Raw genomic sequence first — 20,083 nt, 5'->3', positions numbered from 1 at the left:
CCGAAGGAGCGGGAGCGGCTCATGGAGATGGCGGGGAAGCTGAAGCCGCTGATGATCCAGTCGCTGGTGACGTCGTTCCAGCGGGCCGTCGACAAGGCCATCCGCCAGTCGGTGCCCGACTGACGGGCCCGCCTGATCAGGAGTTCTTCCACTCCTGGCTCTCGTACTCGACGAGGCGCGGGTGGACGAGTGTGTTGACGTCGACGTCCCGGTGGCGGCGGTCCTTGGGGAACACCGTCGACGCCTGCAGCACCGCGCCGTCGAGGAAGCGCAGGTCGGGAACCTCGGGCGACAGCTTCAGCGCGGGTGCTTCCTTGCCGGGCGACGCCAGGACGTACCCCCAGTCACCGAAACTCGGCACGTCCACGTGGTACGGGGTCGTGGCGAACCCGGCGGCCGCGATGGACTTCTGGATGCTCCAGAACGACTTGGGCGCGAAGTACGGCGAACCCGACTGGACGACCATCCGGCCGCCCGGCGCCAGAACCCGCTTCACCATCCCGTAGAACTCGACCGAGTACAGCTTGGCCGTGGACACGTCGTCCGGGTCGGGCATGTCCACGATGACCGCGTCGAACTGCTGCTTCAGGCCGCGCAGCCACGAGAACGCGTCGGCGGCGACCGTCGTCACGCGCGGGTCCTCGAACGAGCGGTGGTTCAGCGACACGATCGGCTTGTACGTGCGCGCCAGATGCAGCATCTCCGGGTCGAGTTCGACCAGCGTCGCGCTCTGGACGTCCTTGTAGCGCAGCACCTCGCGCAGCGCCAGACCGTCCCCGCCGCCGAGGATCAGCACCCGGCCGTGCGGGCCCGACATCAGCGGATGGACGAGCGACTCGTGGTACCGGTACTCGTCCACCGACGAGAACTGCAGGTCGCCGTTCAGGAACAGCCGCAGGTCGGACGGGCCTAGCCCGGCCTGCCGGGTGATGACGATCTCCTGGTACTTCGTCCGCTCGGAGATCGCGATCGGGTCGCTGTAGAGCGCCTGCCGCGCCGACACCTCGAAGTCGTCCGCCAGCGCGTACGTCCCGCCGAGGACGCCGAGGACGGCCACCATGCCGAGCGCCAGCAGGACCCGCGCGACGCGCCCGACCTGGCGGCGGAACAGCCACAGCACGACCGCCATCCCGGCGACCGCGTTCACGACGCCGACGAGCAGCGCGCCCTTGATGTGCCCGAACGCGGGCAGCAGCAGGAACGGGAACGCGAGCCCGCCGACCAGCGCGCCCACGTAGTCGGCGGCGAACAGGTCGGCGACCGCGGACCCCGCGTCCTGCTTGCGGATCCGCTGCAGCAGCGTCATCAGCAGCGGGATCTCCGCGCCGATCAGCGCGCCGACCGCGAACGACACGACGACCAGCGCCGGGACGTACAGGTCGAGCCACGCGAACGCCGCGTAGAGCACGAGGACGGACACGCCGCCGATCAGCGCCAGCAGGCCCTCGACGACCGCGAACGCCACGATCGCGCGGCCCTGCAGCGGCTTCGCGGCGAGCGACCCGACGCCCATCGCGAACACCATCACCGACAGGACGATCGACGCCTGCGTGACCGAGTTGCCGACGAGGTAGCTGCCGAGCGCGACCAGCGCCAGCTCGTACACCAGCCCGCACGCCGCGCACGTGAACACGGCGGCGAGGACGAGCGTGCGGGCGAGCCGGGCGGGCACGCGCAGCCTCCCCGGACCGTCCGCCCGGGGCGGTTCCGGGGCGGGCGGCGCGGGGGCCTCGTCCAGGTCGCGGGACGTCAGGAGACCGCCCCGGCCACGATCGCGGCGACGCCGAGGTCGGCCGCGGCGACGACCCACCCGGCCGGGTGGATGGCGGTGCCGCCGCCGTCCGCGTCGACCAGGGTCGCGCCGAGCCTGCCCGGCGTGATCACGTCCAGCAGCAGGAACGCGATGATCATCAGCACGATGCCGCACGCGCCGAACACCGCGGTGTCGATCAGCCCGTCGGTGAGGTCGCTGTCGCTGGTGATGATCGCGGTGAAGACGATGCCGCCGATGCCGAACAGCTTGACCGCGAGCAGCAGCGCGGCGCCGCGGTTGCCGTCGGTCCAGATCTGCTTGCCGAGCCGGCCGGGCGTCGTCACCTCCACCACCAGGTAGCCGAGCGCCATCAGCGCGATGCCGACCGCCCCGTAGGCGAACGTCGCGCCGATCTCGTGCAGGATGTCGTCGTTCATCTGTCGCTCCTCATTTGCCCGACCCTGGTCCGCCGCCACGGAATGACGCGGCGCCGCTGCTCGTCCATCCATTGCTCCCGGGGCTCGACCAGCGCCCGCCGACGTGGGAGTAGTAGCGGTTGTAGCCGCGGCGGGGCTTGTCGACCGTGATGCGGCTGCCCGCGCCGTTCGGCATGACGCCGACGACGAGCTTCGGGTAGCGCAGGAAGATGCCGCCCGCGGCCCCCCTCGTCGCCGTGTCGTCCACCCGGTCGATCGGCCGGAACTTGCGGCTGATCTCCGAGGCGACCGTCGTCGGGGCCTTCGAGGACCGGTAGGTGTCCGACCCGGCCTTGGTGTACTTGTCGCCGATCCAGGACGCCTGCGAGTTCCCGCAGCCGCCGAGCGCGACGGTGGTCAGGGCGGCGGCGGCCACGGCGCCCGCCACCCGGTATCTGCTGCTCATGAAGGTCTCACCAACCGGCTCCGCGTCATCACGATCTCCCGGGTCTGGGGGTAGGCGTGCCAGGTCCGCCAGCCGAACCCGGGTTCTTGCGTCTCTTCCAGGGCCAGTGCGGTGACGGCGTGCGGGGAGCCGGGGAACGCCCCGGTCAGCGCGTCACCGCGGTCCGCGAGCCGCGCGCACACGGCCTCGACGGCGCGGGCGAACGCCGTCGCGTCGCTGTGCGCGGCGGTCGTCGCGGCGAACTCGTACGCCCAGCCGGGCACGCTCGTCGCGGCACGTCCCGGCAGCGGCTCCGCGCGGTCGGCCAGGCACGCCACCGTCTCGCTCAGCGGGCCGGCGATGACCTGGTGGGACGCGCCGAGCAGGCGCATCTGCACGGTCAGGCCCGCCCGCTCCACCGGGAGGACGGCGAGCGCGTCCAGCGGGGGCAGGCCCAGCACGAAGGAGAGCCCGTCCGCGCGCGCGTCAGCGTAGGGGGTGTCGAGGGTGGCGCGCACTCAGCTACCGCCACCCGGGTAGATCGTCATCGATCCGGTGGGGACGCGCTCGCCGAGGCCCGCCTCCCACTGGCCGCCGCCGTACTGCTCGAACGACAGGTACTTCCCGCGCGGGCCCTCGTAGTCGACGTACTCGACGCGGCCCTGGACGCCGACGCCGGTCGTCCCCTCGCTGGTGTAGTCGGCGGTGCCGTGCTCGTCGCGGCGGTACTCGACACCGTCCACGACGATGGTCTTCTCACCGGGCGTGAGGTCGCCGGCGTCGTGCTCGGTCCACCAGACGACCTCCAGGTCGGGGTCCTCCTCGACGGAGATCCACACCTTCTGGCCCTCGATGGTGTCGGCGTCGAGGAGGTGCTCGCTCCAGGTGAAGCCGCCCTCCTTCAGCCGCAGCGAGCCGCGCACGAAGTAGCGGGTGCCGAGGTACTCGACCATGTCGCCGGCCTTCAGCGTCCGCGGGTCGCCGGCCACCGAGTCCTCGGGGGCGAACGGGTCGTGCGGTGCCGCCGGGGCGGCGGCGGGGGCCGGGGCGTTCGAACGCCGTCGCAGCAGGACGAGGATGAGCACGATCAACGCGACCAGGATCAGCACAAGAAGGATCACAATCGCCGTTCCGCCCACGGACACCTCCATCGTTTCGTCGTCATTACGGGCAAAGACCAGCGGGATCCTACCGACTGTGCCGTCTCAAGCCCATACCGCGATGAGACGCATCAAATGATCCACCGGTTTCATGCGAGAACCCGCGATCCGATGCAAGGACGGAACCGGAGGCCCCCCGAACCGTCCGGATACGGCCCGATGCGGGCGCACACGGCCGATGCGGGCGGACGCGTCCGAGGCCGTCCGGCGGCGGGCGGATGAGGCAGTTCGGGTCAGAGGCGGCCGGATGTATCCGGCGGCGGGCGGATGGGGGGTAGCTGCGCCCCGGTGGGGCGGTTCAGGGTCAGAGGCGGGCGACGGCGGCGGCTACTCGGTCGTCCGTCGCGGTGAAGGCGATCCGGATGTGCCGGGCGCCGGCCGGGCCGTAGAACTCGCCGGGGCCGACGAGGATCCCGAGGGACGCCAGGTGGGCGACGGTGTCCCAGCACGGCTCGTCCCGCGTGGCCCACAGGTAGAGGGACGCCTCGGAGTGGTCGATGCGGAAGCCGTGGCCCTCGAACGCCCCGCGCAGGGCGGCGCGGCGGCGCGCGTACCGGGCGCGCTGCTCGTCCACGTGCGCGTCGTCGGCGAACGCCACCGTCATCGCGGCCTGCACCGGCGCCGGGACGATCATGCCGGCGTGCTTGCGCACCTCCAGCAGCCGCTTCACGAGCGCGAGGTCGCCGGTGATGAACCCGGCGCGGTAGCCCGCCATGTTGGAGCGCTTGGACAGGGAGTTGACGGCGAGCAGCCCCTCGTGGGAGCCGTCGCACACGTCCGGGTGCAGGATCGAGATCGGCGGCTTCTCCTCGTCCCAGCCGAACTCCAGGTAGCACTCGTCGCTGACGACGATCGCGCCCCGGCCGCGCGCCCACGCGACGACCTTGCGCAGGTGCTCGGCGGGCAGCACCTTGCCGGTCGGGTTGGACGGCGAGTTCACCCACACGATCTTCGGGGTGACCGGGCCGAGGGACAGCAGCCCGTCCGTCGCGACGGGCGTGGCCCCGGCCAGCCGGGTGCCGACGTCATAGGTCGGGTAGGCCAGTTCCGGGAAGACGACCCGGTCGCCGGGGCCGGCGCCGAGCAGCGTCGGCAGCCAGGCGACCAGTTCCTTGGTGCCGATGACGGGGAGCACCGCGTCCGGGTCGGCGCCGGACACGCCCGCGCGGCGCTTCAGCCAGCCGGCGACCGACTCGCGCAGCCGCGGCGTCCCGTAGGTCTGCGGGTAGCCGGGCGCGTCGGCCGCGCCGGCGAGGGCCGCCCGGATCGGCTCGGGCGTCGGGTCGACGGGCGTCCCGACGGACAGGTCGACGATGCCGTCCGCGTGCGCCAGCGCCCGCTCCTTGTAGGGCGCGAGCCGATCCCACGGAAAGTCCGGCAACGTGAACACTGGCCTTGCTCCTCCTCTGGAGACCCGGCGGGCCGCGGCCTTCCCGAACTCGGGAGACCACGGCCCGGAAATCGACACAGGGGGACCCGAGCGGCGCGCCCCGCGCGGGAACGCGCCAACGGTCCCCCCGGATCAGTCGTCGTGGCTCTGCGGAGGCAGCGCGGCGACGATCGGGTGGTCCTTGTCGATCTTCCCGACCTTGGACGCGCCGCCGGGCGAACCGAGGTCGTCGAAGAACTCGACGTTCACCTTGTAGAAGTCCTTCCACTGCTCGGGGACGTCGTCCTCGTAGTAGATGGCCTCAACCGGGCAGACCGGCTCGCACGCACCGCAGTCGACGCACTCGTCCGGGTGGATGTAAAGCTGACGCTTACCTTCGTAGATGCAGTCGACCGGGCACTCCTCGATGCATGCCTTGTCGAGCAGGTCCACGCAGGGCTGCGCAATGACGTAGGTCACGTCAGTGACTCCTCTCGGATATCCGGCCCCGCCGCACGTCACGGGTCGCCGCAAGCTCGCTGTGAATAGTATGGCCACCACGGCTCGGTCGATTCGACATGGGGGTCCTCACAATGTCCGCTCGCTTCGCCGCGCGGCTGGTGGTGTCCATCAGTGGCGCGGACGTGGGCCAGCGGATCTCGCTGCGCCGCCGTCTGCCTACGGGAGAGTACAGCGACGTCGTCGGCGTACTCGAATCGTGGTCCGGCGGAACGCTCGCGGTGCGCCGCCGCACCGGTGAGCTGGTCGAGGTCCCCGAGTCGATCATGGTCGCGGCGAAGGTCGTCCCGCCGCAGCCGCCGCCGCGCCGCCGTCCCCGCCGAGAGGAGCCGGAGGACGGCTGACGCGCGCGCCGCTCAGCCGGTGGGCGCCGGGCTGGCAGGCACCGGGCTCGACGGCGCCGGATTCGCGGACGTCGAGGGCGTCGGGCTCGCGGGGGCCGGGCTGCTCGACGCTCCCGGCCCGGCGGGCGACCCGTAGGGCGGCGGCTCCGCCGTCACCTGCGCGGTGCGCTCGCTGTAGGTCGTGCCCGGCTTGAGCTCGCGGCCCTGGAACAGCTCCGACACCGTGACGAACGTGAACCCGCGCTTCTTCAGGCCGTCCACCACCTTCGGGATGGACTCGACGCTCGTCTTGTGGATGTCGTGGAACAGGATGATGCCGCCGTTCTTCGGCTCCTTGGTGCCGACCCTGACGTCACGGGCGACGTCGCGGTAGCGCCAGTCGAGCGTGTCGACGCTCCACAGGATCAGCGGCATCCCGATCACGCGTCCGACGCGCTTGTTCGTCGCCCCGTACGGCGGGCGCATCAGCGTCGGCTGCACCCCGCCGGACGCGTCCCTGATGACCTTCTGCGTCCGCTCGATCTGCGACCGCACCTCGGCGGACGACAGCGACGTGAGCTGCGGGTGGGACCAGCTGTGGTTGGCCAGCTCGTGCCCTTCGAGCGCCATCCGCCGCACCACGTCGCGGTGGCTGCCCACGTTCTGGCCGAGCATGAAGAACGTGGCGCGCACGCCGTCCTTCTTCAGCGTGTCGAGCAGGCCCGCCGTGTAGGGGCCGGGCCCGTCGTCGAACGTGAGCGCCACGCACTTCACCCGGTCGCAGTCGATCTTCCGCGGCGGTGGCGGCGACGGCGACCGGGCCGCCTGCGTCTTCTTGCCCAGAGCGGCCTGCTGCCCGGCCGTCCGCGCCTGTCGCTTGTCCGTGTGGCTGCATCCGGTGAGAAGCAGTAGACCGGCTGCAATGACGGTGATTTTCCTGATCCGCACCACGCACCCCCGAACGTGTCGCTTCGGGGCCGCTCATACCCTCCGTCACCCAAGCGACACACGCCGCGAAGATGCGGAAATAGCGGTCAGCGAACGGGCCAGTCGGGGACCTCGGGCGGGAGGTCCTTGCTGACGCGCAGCGGGAAGTCGGCGTCGCGCTTCTCCAGGAAGGACGAGACGCCCTCGATCGCGTCGGCGCCGCCGCCGAGGGAGGCCATGAGGCGGGAGTCGGCGATGTGCGCGTCCCACGGGGACGGGGCGGACAGGCCCGACCACATGAGGCGGCGGATCGCGGCGACGGAGACGGCGGAGGTGTTGTCGGCGATCTCGCGGGCGAGCGCGTAGGCGGCGGGGAGCAACTCGTCCGGCGCGTACACGCGGGAGACGAGGCGGCCGGCGAGGGCCTCCTGCGCGTCGAAGATCCGGCCGGTCGCGGCCCACTCCATGGCCTGCGCGATGCCGACGAGGCGCGGCAGGAACCAGCTGGACGCGGCCTCGGTGACGATTCCGCGGCGCGCGAACACGAACCCGAACTTGGCCTTCTCGCTGGCGAGCCGGACGTCCATCGGCAGGGTCATGGTGACGCCGACGCCGACCGCGGCGCCGTTGAACGCGCCGATGACGGGCTTGAGGCAGCGGGCGATGCGGAGCGCGACCGTGCCGCCGCCGTCGCGCGGGGTGCCGTCCTCCAGGACGTCGTCCTCGCCGGCGAACATGTCCTTCGACTTATCCTGGTCGAAGGTGTCGCCGCCGCCGCTCAGGTCGGCGCCCGCGCAGAACGCGCGGCCCGCGCCGGTCACCACGACCACGCGCACGTCGTCATCGGCGTCGATCCGGTCGAAGACGTCGAGCATCTCGTTGCGCATGGTGAACGTGTAGGCGTTCATCTTCTGCGGGCGGTTCAGCGTGACGGTGGCGATCCCGTCGCGGACCTCGTACTCGATCTCCTTGTACGGCACCTGCGTACCCCTCTCGCTGGACAGAACCCGATTCTAGAACGGTTCTTCAGCTGGAGGCTTCGGGGAACAGGCGGAGCAGGACGTCCCGGCGCCACTCGTCCAGGTCGCGGCCCGGCGGCGGGACGACGACCAGCGCGCCGCCCGCGCCCTCCGTGAAGCGGATCTCGACGCCCGGCGCGAGTTCGGACGGCGGCTCGCCGGTGGCCGCCAGGCGCTGCGCCAGGGCGCCGAGGACGCGCGCCCAGCCGTCCCCCAGGTAGGGCGGCAGGCCCTCGGCGCGCAACTCGGGCAGGCCGCGTGCGGCGAGGCCGATGGTCCGCAGGATCAGGCCGTCCGGGCCCGCGGCGCCGACGATCCGGACCTCGGACGTGACGTCCGCCATTCCCAACGCCGCCTCCCTGCAGGATTTTCTCCGATAAATTATGACAGTGAACTGGGCCGTGACGACGTACGACTCCGCCTTCGGGTATGTCTCCGCGCACGGTGCTCCGCTGGTCGACCTGCTCGACCCGCAGCCCGGCGAGCGGGTCATCGACCTCGGGTGCGGCACCGGCTCGTTCAGCGCGGAGATCGCCGAGCGGGGCGCCGAGGTGCTGGGCATCGACGGCAGCCCCGAGATGGTCGCGCAGGCGACCGCCCTGTACCCCGGGCTGTCCTTCGTCGTCGGCGACGCCCACGACTTCACGGTCGGCGACTCTTTCGACGCGGTCGCCTCCAACGCGGCCCTGCACTGGATGACCCGCGACCCCGACGCCGTCATCGGCCGGGTGCACTCCTCGCTGCGCCCCGGCGGCCGGTTCGTCGGCGAGCTGGGCGGCGCCGGGAACTGCGCCGAGCTGATCGTCGCGATGCAGACGGCGTGGCGGGTGTTCGGCCTCGGTGAGCCCGAGCTGCCCTGGTACTTCCCGTCGCCGGCCGCGTACGCGACGAAGCTGGAGGACGCCGGGTTCACGCTGCGGCTGCTGGAGCACGCCGAGCGCCCGACCCGGATGACCGAGGGCCCGAACGGCGCCGCCGACTGGGTCCGCGCCTACGCCGCGCGGGCGCTCGCGGACGTCCCGCCGGAGCTGGTCGACCCGCTGCTCGACCGGGTCAACGACCTGGCCGCGCCCGCGCTGCGCCGCGAGTCCGGGTGGGTCGCCGACTATGTGCGGCTGCGCTTCGCCGCCGTCCGCCGCTCGGACGGCGCGGCACCCCTGCCGTTCGGTCCCCTGGCCACCGACCGCCCACTCTGATCCCGCCGCGGCCCGCCGCCTAGGGTGGGAGGCATGCTGCGCTTGCACGACCACCGGACGGGACGTACCGAACCTTTGCCCGCCGGGCCGGGCCTGCGCCTGCAGATCCTGGACGGCGCCGCGTACCGTCCGCTCGTGGTCGCCGATCTGCTGCGGCGGGTCGCCGGGCGGGCCAGGCGCCAGGTCCGCTTCGTGAGCGTCCCGGTCACCGTGGAGGGCTGGGCGGAGTACAGCGTCGCATCGTTCGAGGTGCTCGATGAGCCGCTCGCGGACGCCGACGTCTACGTTTCCGCCGATGCGGCCGATGTGGACGCGCTGTGCTTGACAGCGCCCCGGGAGACCGGCGAGGCGCCTGCGGACGCGTCGGTCGCGCGGCTGGCGATGCTGGAGGTTCCGTACCGGGAGCCTGTGGAGCTGTCGGACGCGCGGCTGTCGGCGGCGGGCGCGCGGCTGGACGCGTGGCGGGGCAAGGTCGCCGAGTGGGCGACGTCCCCGGGCCGTCCGATGAGCCGGGAGTACGCAGCTCAGGCCGAGGCGGCGCTGGCGGACGATCTGGACAGCCCCGGCGCGCTCGCCGTCCTCGACCGGCTCGCCGCCGACCCGGACGTGCCGCCGGGCGCGAAGCTGGAGACGTTCATCCACCTCGACATGCTGCTCGCGCTCGGGCTGGTGTCGGCGATCGGACGGCGGAACACGTGCGCCGTCCCGCCGCCGGGTTGACCGAACCACGGCACGGCCGTCCCCGTCAGCGTCTCCACCGGCCGTTGCACCCGGTAGAGGTGATACGGACGGTCCTGCCATTCGCGTGGTAGCGACCGGTACGGGTAGGGCGTGCGTGCTGCGTAGGTCACGTTGCCGTCCGAGCCTCCGTAACGGTCGACTTCCGTACCTGCGGCCAGTTCCATGACGTGACGGTCGCGCAGGAGGGACAGTGGAGGTTCTCCCTTGAGCGGCTCGAACGGCCCGTCCTGGACGGTGTGGCGCGGGTCTAGCAGAAGCCGTCCGAGAAGATGCGCAGAGGCCTGTTCAGTGTCGTCGAAGGTGACCTCCTTGCGGTGCTCACCGTCCCGCATCTGGAAGACCGTCCAGCCGGCTCCTTGAGGGATGAGGCACCAGACGCCTTCGGCCGTGTCATTGATTCGGTACGCGGCACGGTCGACGTGGAGCTGGTCTAGGCGGTGCTGAAGTTTGGCCTCCCAGTCGGGGTCCTCTGGTTGGACACGTTCCGGGGCGGCACGGCCGGTCACGGTGGCGTTCGCGGCGTCCATGGTGTCGTCGTCCACCGCGGGGACCTCGAACCCGTTCGCCCTTATGTGCGCGACCAGGTCGGCCTCTGGCGGGACCCCATGTTCGCTCAGGTAATAGGGCACCGCGCCCGACCAGACCCATGTTCCATCGGTGTGGAACGTCAGCGGCACAACGTCGCCGCGCGACGGGTCGAGGCGGTCGGGGGCGTTCGAACGGGCCGCCATGACGATCGGGGCCTGCCGCAGATAGGCGGTGACGCTTTCTGCCTCGTCCGGTGGGACGGGCGGCCGGGATACGGCGGGGAGGCCGCCGTCCGGGCTCGGATGGTCGAAAATCCGTGCCCTGCGGAGGGGCGGTGGCTCGTCATAGGTGAAGTCGGCCCGGCAGTTGACGTTCCCGTCCTCGTAGACGACCTCGACGTCGATCCGGGACCAGGTGCTGCCCTGGAAGGCGCGCGTCCCCGCGTGGAGCCGGTCGAGGAGCGCGGCGGCGGCCGGAGGGGGCGTCCAGGATGTGCTTGTCTCATCGGCGAGGAGGCACGTCATCTCGGGGAATGCCCCGCTGCTCGCCTCGTAGGAGCCAGAGACCGTCCGCCAGAGCGGTGGCGCCTGGCCGGCGACCAGGAGGGCGAACCGCTCGTTCAGCAACTCCGCCTGCTCGGCCGGGTCGAGCGGGCCCGGATCCCCGGTGTCCTCGGCGGGCTCGCGGCCGTCCAGCCGGTCGCGCAGCCAGCCCGGCATGTTGGCGCCGTCGCGCGGCAGGACGATCTGGTCGCGCTGCCAGTGGTCCGCCGGGAGCGGCGGTTTCCACATCGGGTCGAAGTCGTAGTTGTAGAGGACGCGCGCAGAGCCGGGCTCGATGACGGCGACCATCGAGAACCAGGTGCCCCGCTCGGACAGGTAGTGCGCGCGGCGCAAGTCCAGGAGCAGGGCGGTCAGGTCTTCCGGGACGGCCACGGGCACGATCGCCCCGTCACCGTCCAGGACGGTCAGCGCCACGGAGTTCAGCGCGACAGTCGCCGCGCAGCGCAGATCGATCAGCCGCCAACCGGCCAGCGCCGTGTGCCGGACGAGCTCGATCATCCGGTCCTCGACCTCCGCACCGCGGCCGCTGCGACCCGTCACCCCGCGCCCTCCCCGTGCGTCCCGATGGCTTCCTCGATGGCACCTGTCCGGCAGATTAACCGCACCGCGGGGTGACCCGGGCTTTCGCGGTGCCTGGGAGAAGCTAACTTCGTATGTCGTGTCGACCGAAGCCCCAGAATCACCGGCACCCGCGGCCCCCGAACCGCCGGTCCGGTCGCGGCGCCGCCGCCGCACCCGCCCGCTGATGGCGACCGTCGTCGCGTTCGCCGTCCTGCTGTTCGCAGCCCTCGGCGGTGTCGGCTGGTACTTCGCGGGCGTCGCGATCGAGGTCGACCACACCGCCGAGTACCCGCTGACGATCGTGGACGCGGCCGACGGCACCGTCACGCTGCCCCGCGAACCGGTGACGGAACGTCCCGGAACGTGGGCCTTGGTGTGGAAGGACGGGCGCGCTCTGCTCGGCCCCATCGTCGGGGGCGACTCCCGCCATGTCGTGCGGAAGGTCTCGTCGGTCATCTCGGGCTCCTTGAAGAAGGGCGCGCCGGCGGCCATAGACCACTGGATGTACGACGGCGACCCCAAGAAGGCTTTGGGGCTGCCCTTCGAGGACGTCACGTATCCGTCCCGGGTGGGACCGATGCCGGCGTGGCTGATTCCGGGATCGTCCTATAAGGGGACGTGGGTCATCGCCGTCCACGGACGGAACGCGGACAAGGCGGAGACGTTTCGCATCATGCGCGCCGTCCACGAGATGGGCCTGCCGGTGATGTCCATCGCCTACCGGAACGACGTGGGCGCGCCTTCGTCCGGCGACCGCAAGAACCATCTCGGCGACACGGAATGGCAGGACGTCATCTCCGCGATGGGCTACGCGCGCGCACACGGCGCGACCGGAGTCGTCCTGCACGGATGGTCGATGGGCGGCGCGATGGCGATGACGGCCTTGCGCAAGGACCCGTCGTTCGTCCGGGGCATCGTTCTCGACTCCCCCGTCCTGGACTGGAGCGCCACCCTGGACAAGCAGGGCGACGCCCGCAATCTGCCCGGCTTCATGACGGACGTGGCCAAGCAGGTCCTGGAATGGCGCATCGGCATCGACCTGACCGATTACGACCAGCGCCGGTACGCACCCCGTCTGCGCACCCCCGTCCTTCTGTTCACGACGCAGGACGACGCCACCGTTGCCAACGGCCCCGCCTACACGTTCGCTAGGACGGCCCCACTCGGCATGGTCACGCACATATCCACGCCGGGCGACCACACCGAATCGTGGAACGTCGACCCAGCCGCCTATGAGCGCGCCTTGAAATCGTTCTTGAAGAGGGTCGGCTAGAGCTCCAGCAGGGTCTTGCCAACGGTGGAGCGCGACTCGATCGCTCTGTGCGCGTCAGCTGCGCCTTCGAGCGGGAAACGCTGACCGATGACCGGCCGGAGCCGTCCCTTGGCGGCCTCCTCCAGCGCGCTCTTGGTGAATTCTCGGAGCTGCTCGGGCGTGGCGCTCGGCCGGACGAGCGTCACCCCACGTGTTGCCGCCTCCTCCTCCGAAATACCCGCCCACTCGCCGGACGCGAGACCAAAGCTGACCATGCGTCCGCCGCTCCGAAGCAGCGCGAACGCCTCACGCGCTACGTCGCCCCCGACCCCGTCGAAGACGACGTCCACTCGTCCGACCTTCTCGCCCCAGCCGGGTTCCCGGTAGTCGACCGCCTCGTCCGCACCCAGGCGCAGCGGGATCTCGGCCTTGTGCGCTCCCCCGGCCGCCGCAACGACCGTCGCGTCCCTGTTCTTGGCCAACTGGACGAGAAGCGTCCCGACCCCACCGGCCGCCGCCTCGACCAGCACCCGCTCGCCTGGACGCGGGCCAGCCGCACTGAGCATCATCGTCGCCGTCCGGCCGTCCGCCAGGAGGGCCACCGCGTCGTCGAGCGCCAGACCGTCCGGGACGTCGAACAGCCCCTTCGCATCGACGGCCGCCTTCTCCGCATAGGCGCCGGTGCCGCCGGTGCTGCTCACGACCCGCCGTCCGACAAGTCTGTCGTCCACACCCTTCCCGACCGCCGCGACCACCCCACCGACCCCGTTGCCGGGGATGACGGGCGGCTCCAGCTTCACCGGCGCCGGGCCGTTGCCCGACCGCATCTGCGTCTCCACGAACGTGATGTTGGCGAACTCGACCTCAATGAGCGCCTGCCCCTCGTCCGGAACCGGATCGGGCGCCTCCCCCGGGACGAGCACCTCCGGCCCGCCGAACTTCGTCAACCACACCGCACGCATCCGAACCCCTCCTCATCAGCGGTAGCAGCCCCCAGCGTGCAACCTCAAGCAAGGTAGAGGTCAACTCGTTCGCAACGAATCTCTTTTCTCGCCCCACACACCTCTGTAAGCTTTCGCGCGAGTTCCACCCCCGTTGTCGGCTGCCGCTCAAGGAAGACGATGCGCGCCCGGTTGGTACGTTCCTCCCCCCTCGGGTCCCACCGCGCCGCCGCCGTGGTCGCCCTGCTGGCCCTGTGCGCGCTCGCGGGCTGCGGTTCGTCCGGCTCGTCCACCAACGGGCAACTCGCCCCGAACGGCTCCTTCGACACCGCCCCCGGCGCCGCCACCCCGGGCGCCGCCGCGCCGTCGGCCATCCCCACGGCGGAGCTTTACAAGACCGTCCTGAAGCGCTACCGCGCCTACCAGGACGCCTACAAGAAGGCCTACGAGACCAACGACGCCGGCGCCCTCCCCGACGTCGCCATGGACCCCCTCCTGACCCAGGTCACCAACGACGTGGCGGCGACCAAGGCCAAGGGCGTGATCTGGCGCTTCACGAACACGTTCAACCCCCGCGTCTACGCCCGCTCCAAGGACAGCACCAAGGTCTACGTCATCGACTGCGTCAACACCCTCGTCGCCTACCGCTACTCGGCAAAAACCGGCAAGAGGATCGAGCAGTTCTCCGGTGAAGCCTTCATCTACCGGGCCACCGTGGCGTACGACGCCGGCACCTGGAAGGTCGCCGCCAATGTCCGGGACCGGCAATGCTGACGGCCCGCAGGGAAGGACAACCGATGTCTGCCCACACCCCCACCAGACGCCGGACGGCCGCCGTCGTGGTCACGGCCATGACCCTGCCCCTGCTGATCGCCGTCCCGGCCCAAGCCGCGCCCTGCGGGGTGACCAAAAAGAAGCTCGCGAACTGCAACGACGTGATCCGTACGCCTGGGTCCGGGGGCGGAACGGGAACGGGAACGGGCGGCGGTAATAGCGGCCCGTGGGTACCTCCACCACCGGAAGGGCTGACGCCGGACGAGGCGCAAGGCGTCATCGGAGTTCCAGGCGCCGACCCTGCTCCCGCCCCGCCCGCTACAGCGGACCTCGTCGCCATGGCCCAGGCCGACGCCGAGTTCCCCATGCCCACCGTGCACACGGCCCCCGCGGACAAGACGTTCGTCAGACTGCGGACGACCCTGTGGGTGGACGGCTTCCAGAACGTGCAGACCGAGCCGATCACCGTGGGCGCGCAGACAATCCAGCTGACCGCCAAGCCCAAGTCCGTGATATGGGACATGGGCGAGAAGAAATTCGTCTGCACGGACGCCGGGACCAAGGACGGCAAGACCTGCAACTACACCTACAAGCGGTCTTCGGCGTCCGAGCCCGGCGGCTCATACAAGATCACGGCCACCATCACGTGGGAGGTCGGGTGGACGTGTACAGGCGACGACTGTGACTCCGGTGGCGACGCGCTCCCGGACAATCCGCTGACATCGGCGCCCACACCGCTCGTCGTAGGCGAGATCCAGACCAACACGGGCCAGTGACAGCCGGCGAACACCGGCTCCCGGGATTCATCGAGCTCGCGGAGTTAGGCGCCGGGGCCCAGGGCGAGGTCGTGCTCGCACGGCACGAGTCCGGCGGAGGGCCTGTCGCGATCAAATACCTGGCCGCCGACCTGCTCGGCGACACGGCGGCTCGGAGTATCTTCCGCGACGAAGCCCAAATGCTCAAGCGGGTCAACAACCCCCATGTGGCGCGATTACTGGACTATCTGGAATCACCTTGGGGCACCGCGATCATCCTGGAAGCGGTACCGGGCCGCCCGCTCCGGAAGGTGCTGGACGACCATGAAGGGGCACTGACAGCCGAGGCGGCGTTGGCGACGCTGAAAGGCTCGCTGCTCGGTTTGGCTGCGGCACACGCGGCCGGAGTCGTCCACCGCGACTACAAGCCCGCGAACGTGCTCGTCCAGGACGACGGGCAGAGCAAACTAATCGACTTCGGGATCGCCGTACTCACCGGACAGGGCGGCGAGGCCGGAACCCCCGCCTACATGTCCCCAGAGCAATGGGCAGGCGGACCCGCCACTCCGGCGACCGACCTCTACGCGGCCACGGGCGTCTTCGTCGAATGCGTCACAGACAAAAGGCCGTTCGGAGGGACGACTCTCGCAGAGCTGAAGACCGCGCACTCGGAAGGCTTCGCATCGTTCGAGAGCGTGCCGGAACCGTTGCGCCCACTCGTCCAGCGCGGCTTGGCGAAGAGCCCAAGCGATCGAGCCTGGAACGCCTACGAGTTCGTGAGCGAGTTGGAATCAATCGCCGTCCAGGCTTACGGCCCCGACTGGGAACGGCGCGGCTTCCTCGCACTCGGCGCGGTCGCAGCGACCGTGGTGACGGCCGTCCCGCTGGCAATGCTCGGCGGCGCCCTCCTAACACCCGGCGCATCCGCAACCAGCGCCGCGGCTTCCACGGCAGCAGGACACGTGTCGGCAGGGCTCACCCAGGGCGCCACATCAGTGGACGTGATGGCCAAGACCGGAACGTCGGCTTCCAAGGGTTTCCTGAGCAAGGTCGGCGGGACGAAAGGCGCCGTCGGCATCGGGGTCGCCGGTGTGGGCGGCGTAATCGCGGCATGGCTCTTCTGGCCCGGGCCGAGCGTGGGCGGCACAAGCCACGCCGGGGTGCACGCGTACTTCACCAAGCCAGGTGTTCTCCTGGGGCAGGACTACCTACCCGCCTCCGAGACCCCGTACATCGACTTCAAGTACTCGCTCACGCCGGCCAGAGCGAAGACCGGGACGAAAGTGCGCCTTGTAGAGCAGTTCCGAGGACGCACTCCCGGAGCTCTCTACTACACCCCAAGTGGCGAACGTCAATGCTTCGGACATGATGTTAAGGCACCTAAAACCCATGGATACGGGTGGGGAATTGGCCTTGGCAAGAACCAGCTCGACATGAAGAGCCCTGACTTCATAGCCTTTTACCCTATGCCGCCGACGAATCGGAAGGACATTCCACAAAAGACAACCGGCGCCATCGTTCTGCCCGTCCGGAGTGACACAACGGGCGAGCAGAAGCCGTTCGTCCAGGCTGAGTGCGCCACCATAAGCCAATGGACGACCACGACGAGGATTGTCCTTCCGGACCACAAGCTGCTACCACCGGGCAAGTACCTCGTGACACCCCATGTACCGATGAAGATCACACAGGCCACCCTGGACGAAGAGGCGATCCCCCCGGAGTCAGCGGGAGGCAGGATCGACGGGACGCTGCCGATGATCGAAGTACTGGACGACTGAGCCAGCAGACATGCACTGCCGAGGATCCGCCCCAGCACGGCACTGCGATCTCCACTCGACGCGGTATTCGTCCGGCCGCATTTCCCCGACGCTGCACTACGCGATCAGGGTCGCAGATCACCAGCACCACGTTGGCATCCAACCCCGACCCCCGTGCTAGTCGATCGCGGTTGCGCATCATGAGCGCCCGAGCATGCCCGCACCCGGACCCGGCGTGCTGCGAGACCGTCCGAAAACGGGTTCTCACCGTTCATCAGGACCTCCAGCAGTTCCGGTGACGACGCCCAGATAAGGCGTCGCCCCGAAGCCCGCCACATACCTCGCTCCACCGACACCGCCCAGGCCGGGAACCGCTTCCGCAGGCCGGCCAGCACATCGGCCCCGGTCACGCCGTCCCGTCCGGCAAGAGCGCCCACACGGCCTTGCCACCGCCCCCGACCGGCTGGGCGCCCCACTCCTTGACCAGCGCCCCCAGCATCGCCAGGCCACGCCCACCTTCGCTCATGAGGTCCGCCGGCGCCGCGACCGGCAGGACGTCGCAGGAGTCGAAGACCTCAACGACCGTCCCCTTGTCCGCCTGCACGAGCCGGACAGTCGCCGTGGCGCTCCCCGTGTGCTGGAGGACGTTGGTCAGGAGCTCCGACACCACGACCTTCGCCACATAGGCGTCCTGCCCCCACCTCCCCAGGACGTCCTCCACCCAGTCCCGAGCGACCTTGATCGACTCGCCCTGAACCGGCACAACGATCTCCGCGGGGCTCTGCATAAACGATCACCTCCGAATTCTCGTGACTCCCCGCACAGAATCCACTCCAGAGCGTAGCGTGACCATGAAAGCTCCGAGTCGCACACCGAGGACTCAAAACCGCTTACGAACGGTTCATTTCCGCTGGAGGTCCCCCCGCCATGGCCAAGCGCAAGCCGTCCCCCGCGCTTGAAGCGTTCGGTGCAGAGGTCAGACGCCTGCGAGAGGAGGCGGGCATCACCCGAACGGAACTCGCCCAGCGGGTAGCGGTGACGCCCTCGTACATCTCACAGGTCGAGAGCGGCAACACCCGCTGCCGGAAGGACTTCGCCCAGCGCCTGGACCAGACACTGGGCATGGGCGAGCAGCTCACGACGGCCTGGACCAAGCACCTCCGCGCCGCCAGCTACCCGAAGTTCTTCGCCGACTACACCGAGGCCGAAGCCACGGCCGAACTCCTCCGCGCCTACGAGGCGACATTCGTGACCGGGCTTCTGCAGACGGAGGAGTACGCACGCATCCTTCTCCCCAACGAGACCACCCTCGACGGGCGACTCAGACGCCAGCAGATACTTTCCCGCGAGGCGCCGCCGAAGCTCATAGTGGTCATGGAGGAGAGCGTGCTCATGCGGGAGGTGGGCGGGCCGGAGGTGATGCGGGACCAGTGCGAACACCTGCTGAGGATGTCGGAACGGGAAAACATCACCATCCAGATAGCCCCGATCGCGTACTACCCCGGTGTCTCCGGCTCGTTCAACATCGCCACGCAGTCAACACATGAGGAACTGGCCTACCTGGAGACTTCACCTGGGGGCGTCACATCGGACGAATCACGGGATATCTTGCACGTCGTTGGAGCGTTCGCGGAGTTGCAGGCGCGCGCAATGAGTGTGGCCGAGTCTCGCGACTTCATACGAAAGGCGATGGACCGATGGACGACCTGAACTGGCGTAAAGCGCAGCGCAGCAATGACCAGGGCGGTGCCTGCGTCGAACTGGCCGCCCTGATCAAGGGTGTGGGCGTGCGGGACTCCAAGAACCCGGACGGGCCCAAACTCCTCCTCACCCCGACCACATTCCGCACTCTCCTCACCGACCTCAAACAGCATTAGCCCCCCAACCAGCCACGGGACCCCGGCCCCCACCCGGGGCTCCGCCACGTCCAGACAACCCGACGCCGCATCAGCTGGCCCTCTGGCACGGTCACCCGGCAGGTCCACTCCCCTAAGTACGTGACGTACTTGACGTACTTAGTTGGGGATGGCACTCTGAAGGCAAGCTTGATGGAGGTGGCGCCATGTCCGCTGTTCACTACGACAGCTACACGGAGGCCCGTTCGCATCTCAAGGCGCTGTTGGACGCGGCCGAGAGAGGGCGTGTGGCCACCGTGCGCCGCGATTCCGCCAGAGCGGCCATCGTGGACGTTGAGAGGCTGCGGCACTACCTCGCAGCGGTCACTCCTTCCGACGCCCAGGTGGTTCCGGAAGGCGGCGGCTGGTCGATCTTCATCCCCGGGCTTCCAATCGCCGTCGATGGCGCGTCCTTCGACGAGGCTGTGACGGAGATGGTCGATGCGCTGCGCGAGTACGCCGAAGACTGGCAGGATCACCTGCTCGACGCGCCGAACCACCGGGAGAACTGGGGGTTGGTGCAGTTGATCAGCCTGAGTGACGATGACCAGTTGCGCGAGTGGCTGGTCGGGGAAGCTCGGTGACCTGGCCCCAGCCCACCTGCCACGATCATGATCGTTTCTGCTGCCTCGAAGGCTGGCGTCCTGTACGCAACGCCCGTGGGCGGACGGGAACCCACCACGTCACCTACGAGTTGACTCTCCCTGATGGCCGGATCCTGAGAACACGGATCTCCCATCCGGTCGATCGAAGCACCTACGGCGCCGGCATGTGGAGTCACATTCTCCGCGACCAGTTGCAGGTGGACGAGGCGGCCTTCTGGGCTTGTGTCAAGGACGGCGTCATACCGGATCGGGGAGTGCCGGAGGCTCCGGCGGAAGCGTTGCCCGCCGACCTCGTCCACCTGTTGATCTCACGAGTGGGACTCGACGAAGCCGAGGTCGCGGCCATGACCAAGACGGACGCCATCGTGCGGCTGGAGAGGTACTGGACAGAAGGCCAGTGAGCCAGGCGCGACACCGCATCGTGGAGCACATGGCTCGTGGTGGGCGATGAGTCTCGTCCCGGCGCTGAAGCCGCGACCACGCACCACCGTAGAAGAGGCCCCTGGGAGGGTGGAACCGGGCGTTCACTCAGAGTTGGGCGGATTCTTCAGCGGGGGTGGGCATTGAGCGGTCTGGCGTGGGGC

Annotated in this window: 23 protein-coding genes; 10 read left to right on the top strand and 13 right to left on the bottom strand. The window is 69.7% G+C overall.

Annotation, left to right across the window (positions count from 1 at the left end):
- Positions 1-136 precede the first annotated feature (136 nt).
- The 7 genes from HUX53_RS16445 to fdxA all read right to left on the bottom strand — a co-directional run bounded on the left by HUX53_RS16445 (position 137) and on the right by fdxA (position 5,623).
- Complete coding sequence (locus tag HUX53_RS16445) at positions 137-1,678, bottom strand: polyamine aminopropyltransferase (RefSeq protein ID WP_176404081.1); 1,542 nt, start codon at positions 1,676-1,678, stop codon at positions 137-139.
- 71 nt (positions 1,679-1,749) lie between these two features.
- Positions 1,750-2,190 carry a DUF350 domain-containing protein gene (locus HUX53_RS16440; RefSeq protein WP_176404078.1) on the bottom strand — a complete coding sequence of 147 codons (441 nt, stop codon included), beginning with the start codon at positions 2,188-2,190 and terminating at the stop codon, positions 1,750-1,752.
- A 10-nt stretch (positions 2,191-2,200) separates the two neighbouring features.
- Complete coding sequence (locus tag HUX53_RS16435; RefSeq protein WP_176404077.1) at positions 2,201-2,635, bottom strand: DUF4247 domain-containing protein; 435 nt, start codon at positions 2,633-2,635, stop codon at positions 2,201-2,203.
- Positions 2,632-3,132, bottom strand: a complete 501-nt coding sequence (locus HUX53_RS16430; protein WP_176404076.1) for a DUF2617 family protein — start codon at positions 3,130-3,132, stop codon at positions 2,632-2,634. The genes HUX53_RS16435 and HUX53_RS16430 overlap by 4 nt, the downstream gene beginning before the upstream one ends.
- The gene (locus HUX53_RS16425) at positions 3,133-3,753 is read right to left on the bottom strand and encodes a DUF4178 domain-containing protein (RefSeq protein ID WP_309237268.1); all 621 of its coding nucleotides are present in this window, start codon (positions 3,751-3,753) and stop codon (positions 3,133-3,135) included. It abuts the gene before it with no gap.
- A 325-nt stretch (positions 3,754-4,078) separates the two neighbouring features.
- Positions 4,079-5,164: a succinyldiaminopimelate transaminase gene (gene dapC, locus HUX53_RS16420; RefSeq protein WP_176404074.1), complete on the bottom strand. Its 1,086-nt coding sequence runs from the start codon at positions 5,162-5,164 to the stop codon at positions 4,079-4,081.
- 132 nt (positions 5,165-5,296) lie between these two features.
- Positions 5,297-5,623, bottom strand: a complete 327-nt coding sequence (gene fdxA, locus HUX53_RS16415; protein ID WP_149260792.1) for a ferredoxin — start codon at positions 5,621-5,623, stop codon at positions 5,297-5,299.
- Between the two features lie 113 nt (positions 5,624-5,736).
- Between fdxA and HUX53_RS16410 the strand changes: the two genes are divergently transcribed.
- Positions 5,737-6,006 carry a hypothetical protein gene (locus tag HUX53_RS16410; RefSeq protein ID WP_176404073.1) on the top strand — a complete coding sequence of 90 codons (270 nt, stop codon included), beginning with the start codon at positions 5,737-5,739 and terminating at the stop codon, positions 6,004-6,006.
- 12 nt (positions 6,007-6,018) lie between these two features.
- Here the strand turns inward: HUX53_RS16410 and HUX53_RS16405 are convergent, their stop codons facing one another.
- From HUX53_RS16405 to HUX53_RS16395, 3 genes are all read right to left on the bottom strand, one after another.
- On the bottom strand, positions 6,019-6,933 hold the full coding sequence (locus tag HUX53_RS16405) for a polysaccharide deacetylase family protein (RefSeq protein WP_309237267.1): 915 nt from the start codon (positions 6,931-6,933) through the stop codon (positions 6,019-6,021).
- Between the two features lie 86 nt (positions 6,934-7,019).
- Positions 7,020-7,892, bottom strand: coding sequence for a crotonase/enoyl-CoA hydratase family protein (locus tag HUX53_RS16400; protein WP_176404072.1), 873 nt, complete (start codon positions 7,890-7,892; stop codon positions 7,020-7,022).
- A 46-nt stretch (positions 7,893-7,938) separates the two neighbouring features.
- Positions 7,939-8,274, bottom strand: a complete 336-nt coding sequence (locus HUX53_RS16395) for a hypothetical protein (protein ID WP_176404071.1) — start codon at positions 8,272-8,274, stop codon at positions 7,939-7,941.
- Positions 8,275-8,320: 46 nt separating this feature from the next.
- Here HUX53_RS16395 and HUX53_RS16390 point away from each other — a divergent pair, with 46 nt between their 5' ends.
- Positions 8,321-9,127 (top strand): methyltransferase domain-containing protein, encoded by an 807-nt coding sequence (locus tag HUX53_RS16390; protein WP_309237266.1) that lies wholly within the window; start codon positions 8,321-8,323, stop codon positions 9,125-9,127.
- A 524-nt stretch (positions 9,128-9,651) separates the two neighbouring features.
- On the opposite strand, the gene HUX53_RS16385 is transcribed toward HUX53_RS16390, so the two are convergent.
- Positions 9,652-11,499: a TNT domain-containing protein gene (locus HUX53_RS16385; protein WP_309237265.1), complete on the bottom strand. Its 1,848-nt coding sequence runs from the start codon at positions 11,497-11,499 to the stop codon at positions 9,652-9,654.
- Between the two features lie 118 nt (positions 11,500-11,617).
- Between HUX53_RS16385 and HUX53_RS42550 the strand changes: the two genes are divergently transcribed.
- Positions 11,618-12,793, top strand: coding sequence for a S9 family peptidase (locus tag HUX53_RS42550; protein WP_176404069.1), 1,176 nt, complete (start codon positions 11,618-11,620; stop codon positions 12,791-12,793).
- Here HUX53_RS42550 and HUX53_RS16375 read toward each other — a convergent pair.
- Complete coding sequence (locus HUX53_RS16375; RefSeq protein ID WP_176404068.1) at positions 12,790-13,734, bottom strand: zinc-binding dehydrogenase; 945 nt, start codon at positions 13,732-13,734, stop codon at positions 12,790-12,792. The two genes, HUX53_RS42550 and HUX53_RS16375, sit on opposite strands and share 4 nt — an antisense overlap.
- A gap of 159 nt (positions 13,735-13,893) precedes the next feature.
- On the opposite strand from HUX53_RS16375, the gene HUX53_RS16370 reads away from it, so the two are divergent.
- From HUX53_RS16370 to HUX53_RS16360, 3 genes are read left to right on the top strand one after another with little or no spacing between them, the layout of a single operon-like run.
- Positions 13,894-14,487, top strand: coding sequence for a hypothetical protein (locus tag HUX53_RS16370; RefSeq protein ID WP_176404067.1), 594 nt, complete (start codon positions 13,894-13,896; stop codon positions 14,485-14,487).
- A gap of 23 nt (positions 14,488-14,510) precedes the next feature.
- The gene (locus HUX53_RS16365) at positions 14,511-15,263 is read left to right on the top strand and encodes a hypothetical protein (protein WP_176404066.1); all 753 of its coding nucleotides are present in this window, start codon (positions 14,511-14,513) and stop codon (positions 15,261-15,263) included.
- A complete protein-coding gene (locus HUX53_RS16360; protein ID WP_176404065.1) occupies positions 15,260-17,020 on the top strand; it encodes a serine/threonine-protein kinase in 1,761 nt (586 codons plus the stop codon). Before HUX53_RS16365 ends, HUX53_RS16360 begins: the two co-directional genes overlap by 4 nt.
- A 385-nt stretch (positions 17,021-17,405) precedes the next feature.
- On the opposite strand, the gene HUX53_RS16355 is transcribed toward HUX53_RS16360, so the two are convergent.
- Positions 17,406-17,786, bottom strand: a complete 381-nt coding sequence (locus HUX53_RS16355; RefSeq protein ID WP_176404064.1) for an ATP-binding protein — start codon at positions 17,784-17,786, stop codon at positions 17,406-17,408.
- 140 nt (positions 17,787-17,926) lie between these two features.
- On the opposite strand from HUX53_RS16355, the gene HUX53_RS16350 reads away from it, so the two are divergent.
- The 4 genes from HUX53_RS16350 to HUX53_RS41200 all read left to right on the top strand — a co-directional run bounded on the left by HUX53_RS16350 (position 17,927) and on the right by HUX53_RS41200 (position 19,900).
- Positions 17,927-18,709: a helix-turn-helix transcriptional regulator gene (locus tag HUX53_RS16350; protein WP_176404063.1), complete on the top strand. Its 783-nt coding sequence runs from the start codon at positions 17,927-17,929 to the stop codon at positions 18,707-18,709.
- Complete coding sequence (locus HUX53_RS16345) at positions 18,697-18,876, top strand: DUF397 domain-containing protein (RefSeq protein ID WP_176404062.1); 180 nt, start codon at positions 18,697-18,699, stop codon at positions 18,874-18,876. The genes HUX53_RS16350 and HUX53_RS16345 overlap by 13 nt, the downstream gene beginning before the upstream one ends.
- Before the next feature lie 185 nt (positions 18,877-19,061).
- Positions 19,062-19,478 carry a prevent-host-death protein gene (locus tag HUX53_RS16340; RefSeq protein ID WP_176404061.1) on the top strand — a complete coding sequence of 139 codons (417 nt, stop codon included), beginning with the start codon at positions 19,062-19,064 and terminating at the stop codon, positions 19,476-19,478.
- Positions 19,475-19,900, top strand: a complete 426-nt coding sequence (locus HUX53_RS41200; protein ID WP_176404060.1) for a cytotoxic translational repressor of toxin-antitoxin stability system — start codon at positions 19,475-19,477, stop codon at positions 19,898-19,900. Before HUX53_RS16340 ends, HUX53_RS41200 begins: the two co-directional genes overlap by 4 nt.
- Positions 19,901-20,083 lie beyond the last annotated feature (183 nt).

The sequence above is a fragment of the Actinomadura sp. BRA 177 genome (assembly GCF_013372625.1).
In the GTDB taxonomy this organism is placed as follows: domain Bacteria; phylum Actinomycetota; class Actinomycetes; order Streptosporangiales; family Streptosporangiaceae; genus Spirillospora.
This window is presented reverse-complemented; position numbering and strand designations above follow the sequence as displayed.

Bases quoted from the DNA above. Each gene is read 5' to 3' on its own strand.
- HUX53_RS16350 (WP_176404063.1), top strand. From the start codon at position 17,927: ATGGCCAAGCGCAAGCCGTCCCCCGCGCTTGAAGCGTTCGGTGCAGAG.
- HUX53_RS16440 (WP_176404078.1), bottom strand. From the start codon at position 2,190: ATGAACGACGACATCCTGCACGAGATCGGCGCGACGTTCGCCTACGGG.
- HUX53_RS16345 (WP_176404062.1), top strand. From the start codon at position 18,697: ATGGACGACCTGAACTGGCGTAAAGCGCAGCGCAGCAATGACCAGGGC.
- HUX53_RS16410 (WP_176404073.1), top strand. From the start codon at position 5,737: ATGTCCGCTCGCTTCGCCGCGCGGCTGGTGGTGTCCATCAGTGGCGCG.
- HUX53_RS16355 (WP_176404064.1), bottom strand. From the start codon at position 17,786: ATGCAGAGCCCCGCGGAGATCGTTGTGCCGGTTCAGGGCGAGTCGATC.
- HUX53_RS16365 (WP_176404066.1), top strand. From the start codon at position 14,511: ATGTCTGCCCACACCCCCACCAGACGCCGGACGGCCGCCGTCGTGGTC.
- HUX53_RS16370 (WP_176404067.1), top strand. From the start codon at position 13,894: ATGCGCGCCCGGTTGGTACGTTCCTCCCCCCTCGGGTCCCACCGCGCC.
- HUX53_RS16395 (WP_176404071.1), bottom strand. From the start codon at position 8,274: ATGGCGGACGTCACGTCCGAGGTCCGGATCGTCGGCGCCGCGGGCCCG.
- HUX53_RS16340 (WP_176404061.1), top strand. From the start codon at position 19,062: ATGTCCGCTGTTCACTACGACAGCTACACGGAGGCCCGTTCGCATCTC.
- HUX53_RS16375 (WP_176404068.1), bottom strand. From the start codon at position 13,734: ATGCGTGCGGTGTGGTTGACGAAGTTCGGCGGGCCGGAGGTGCTCGTC.
- HUX53_RS16435 (WP_176404077.1), bottom strand. From the start codon at position 2,635: ATGAGCAGCAGATACCGGGTGGCGGGCGCCGTGGCCGCCGCCGCCCTG.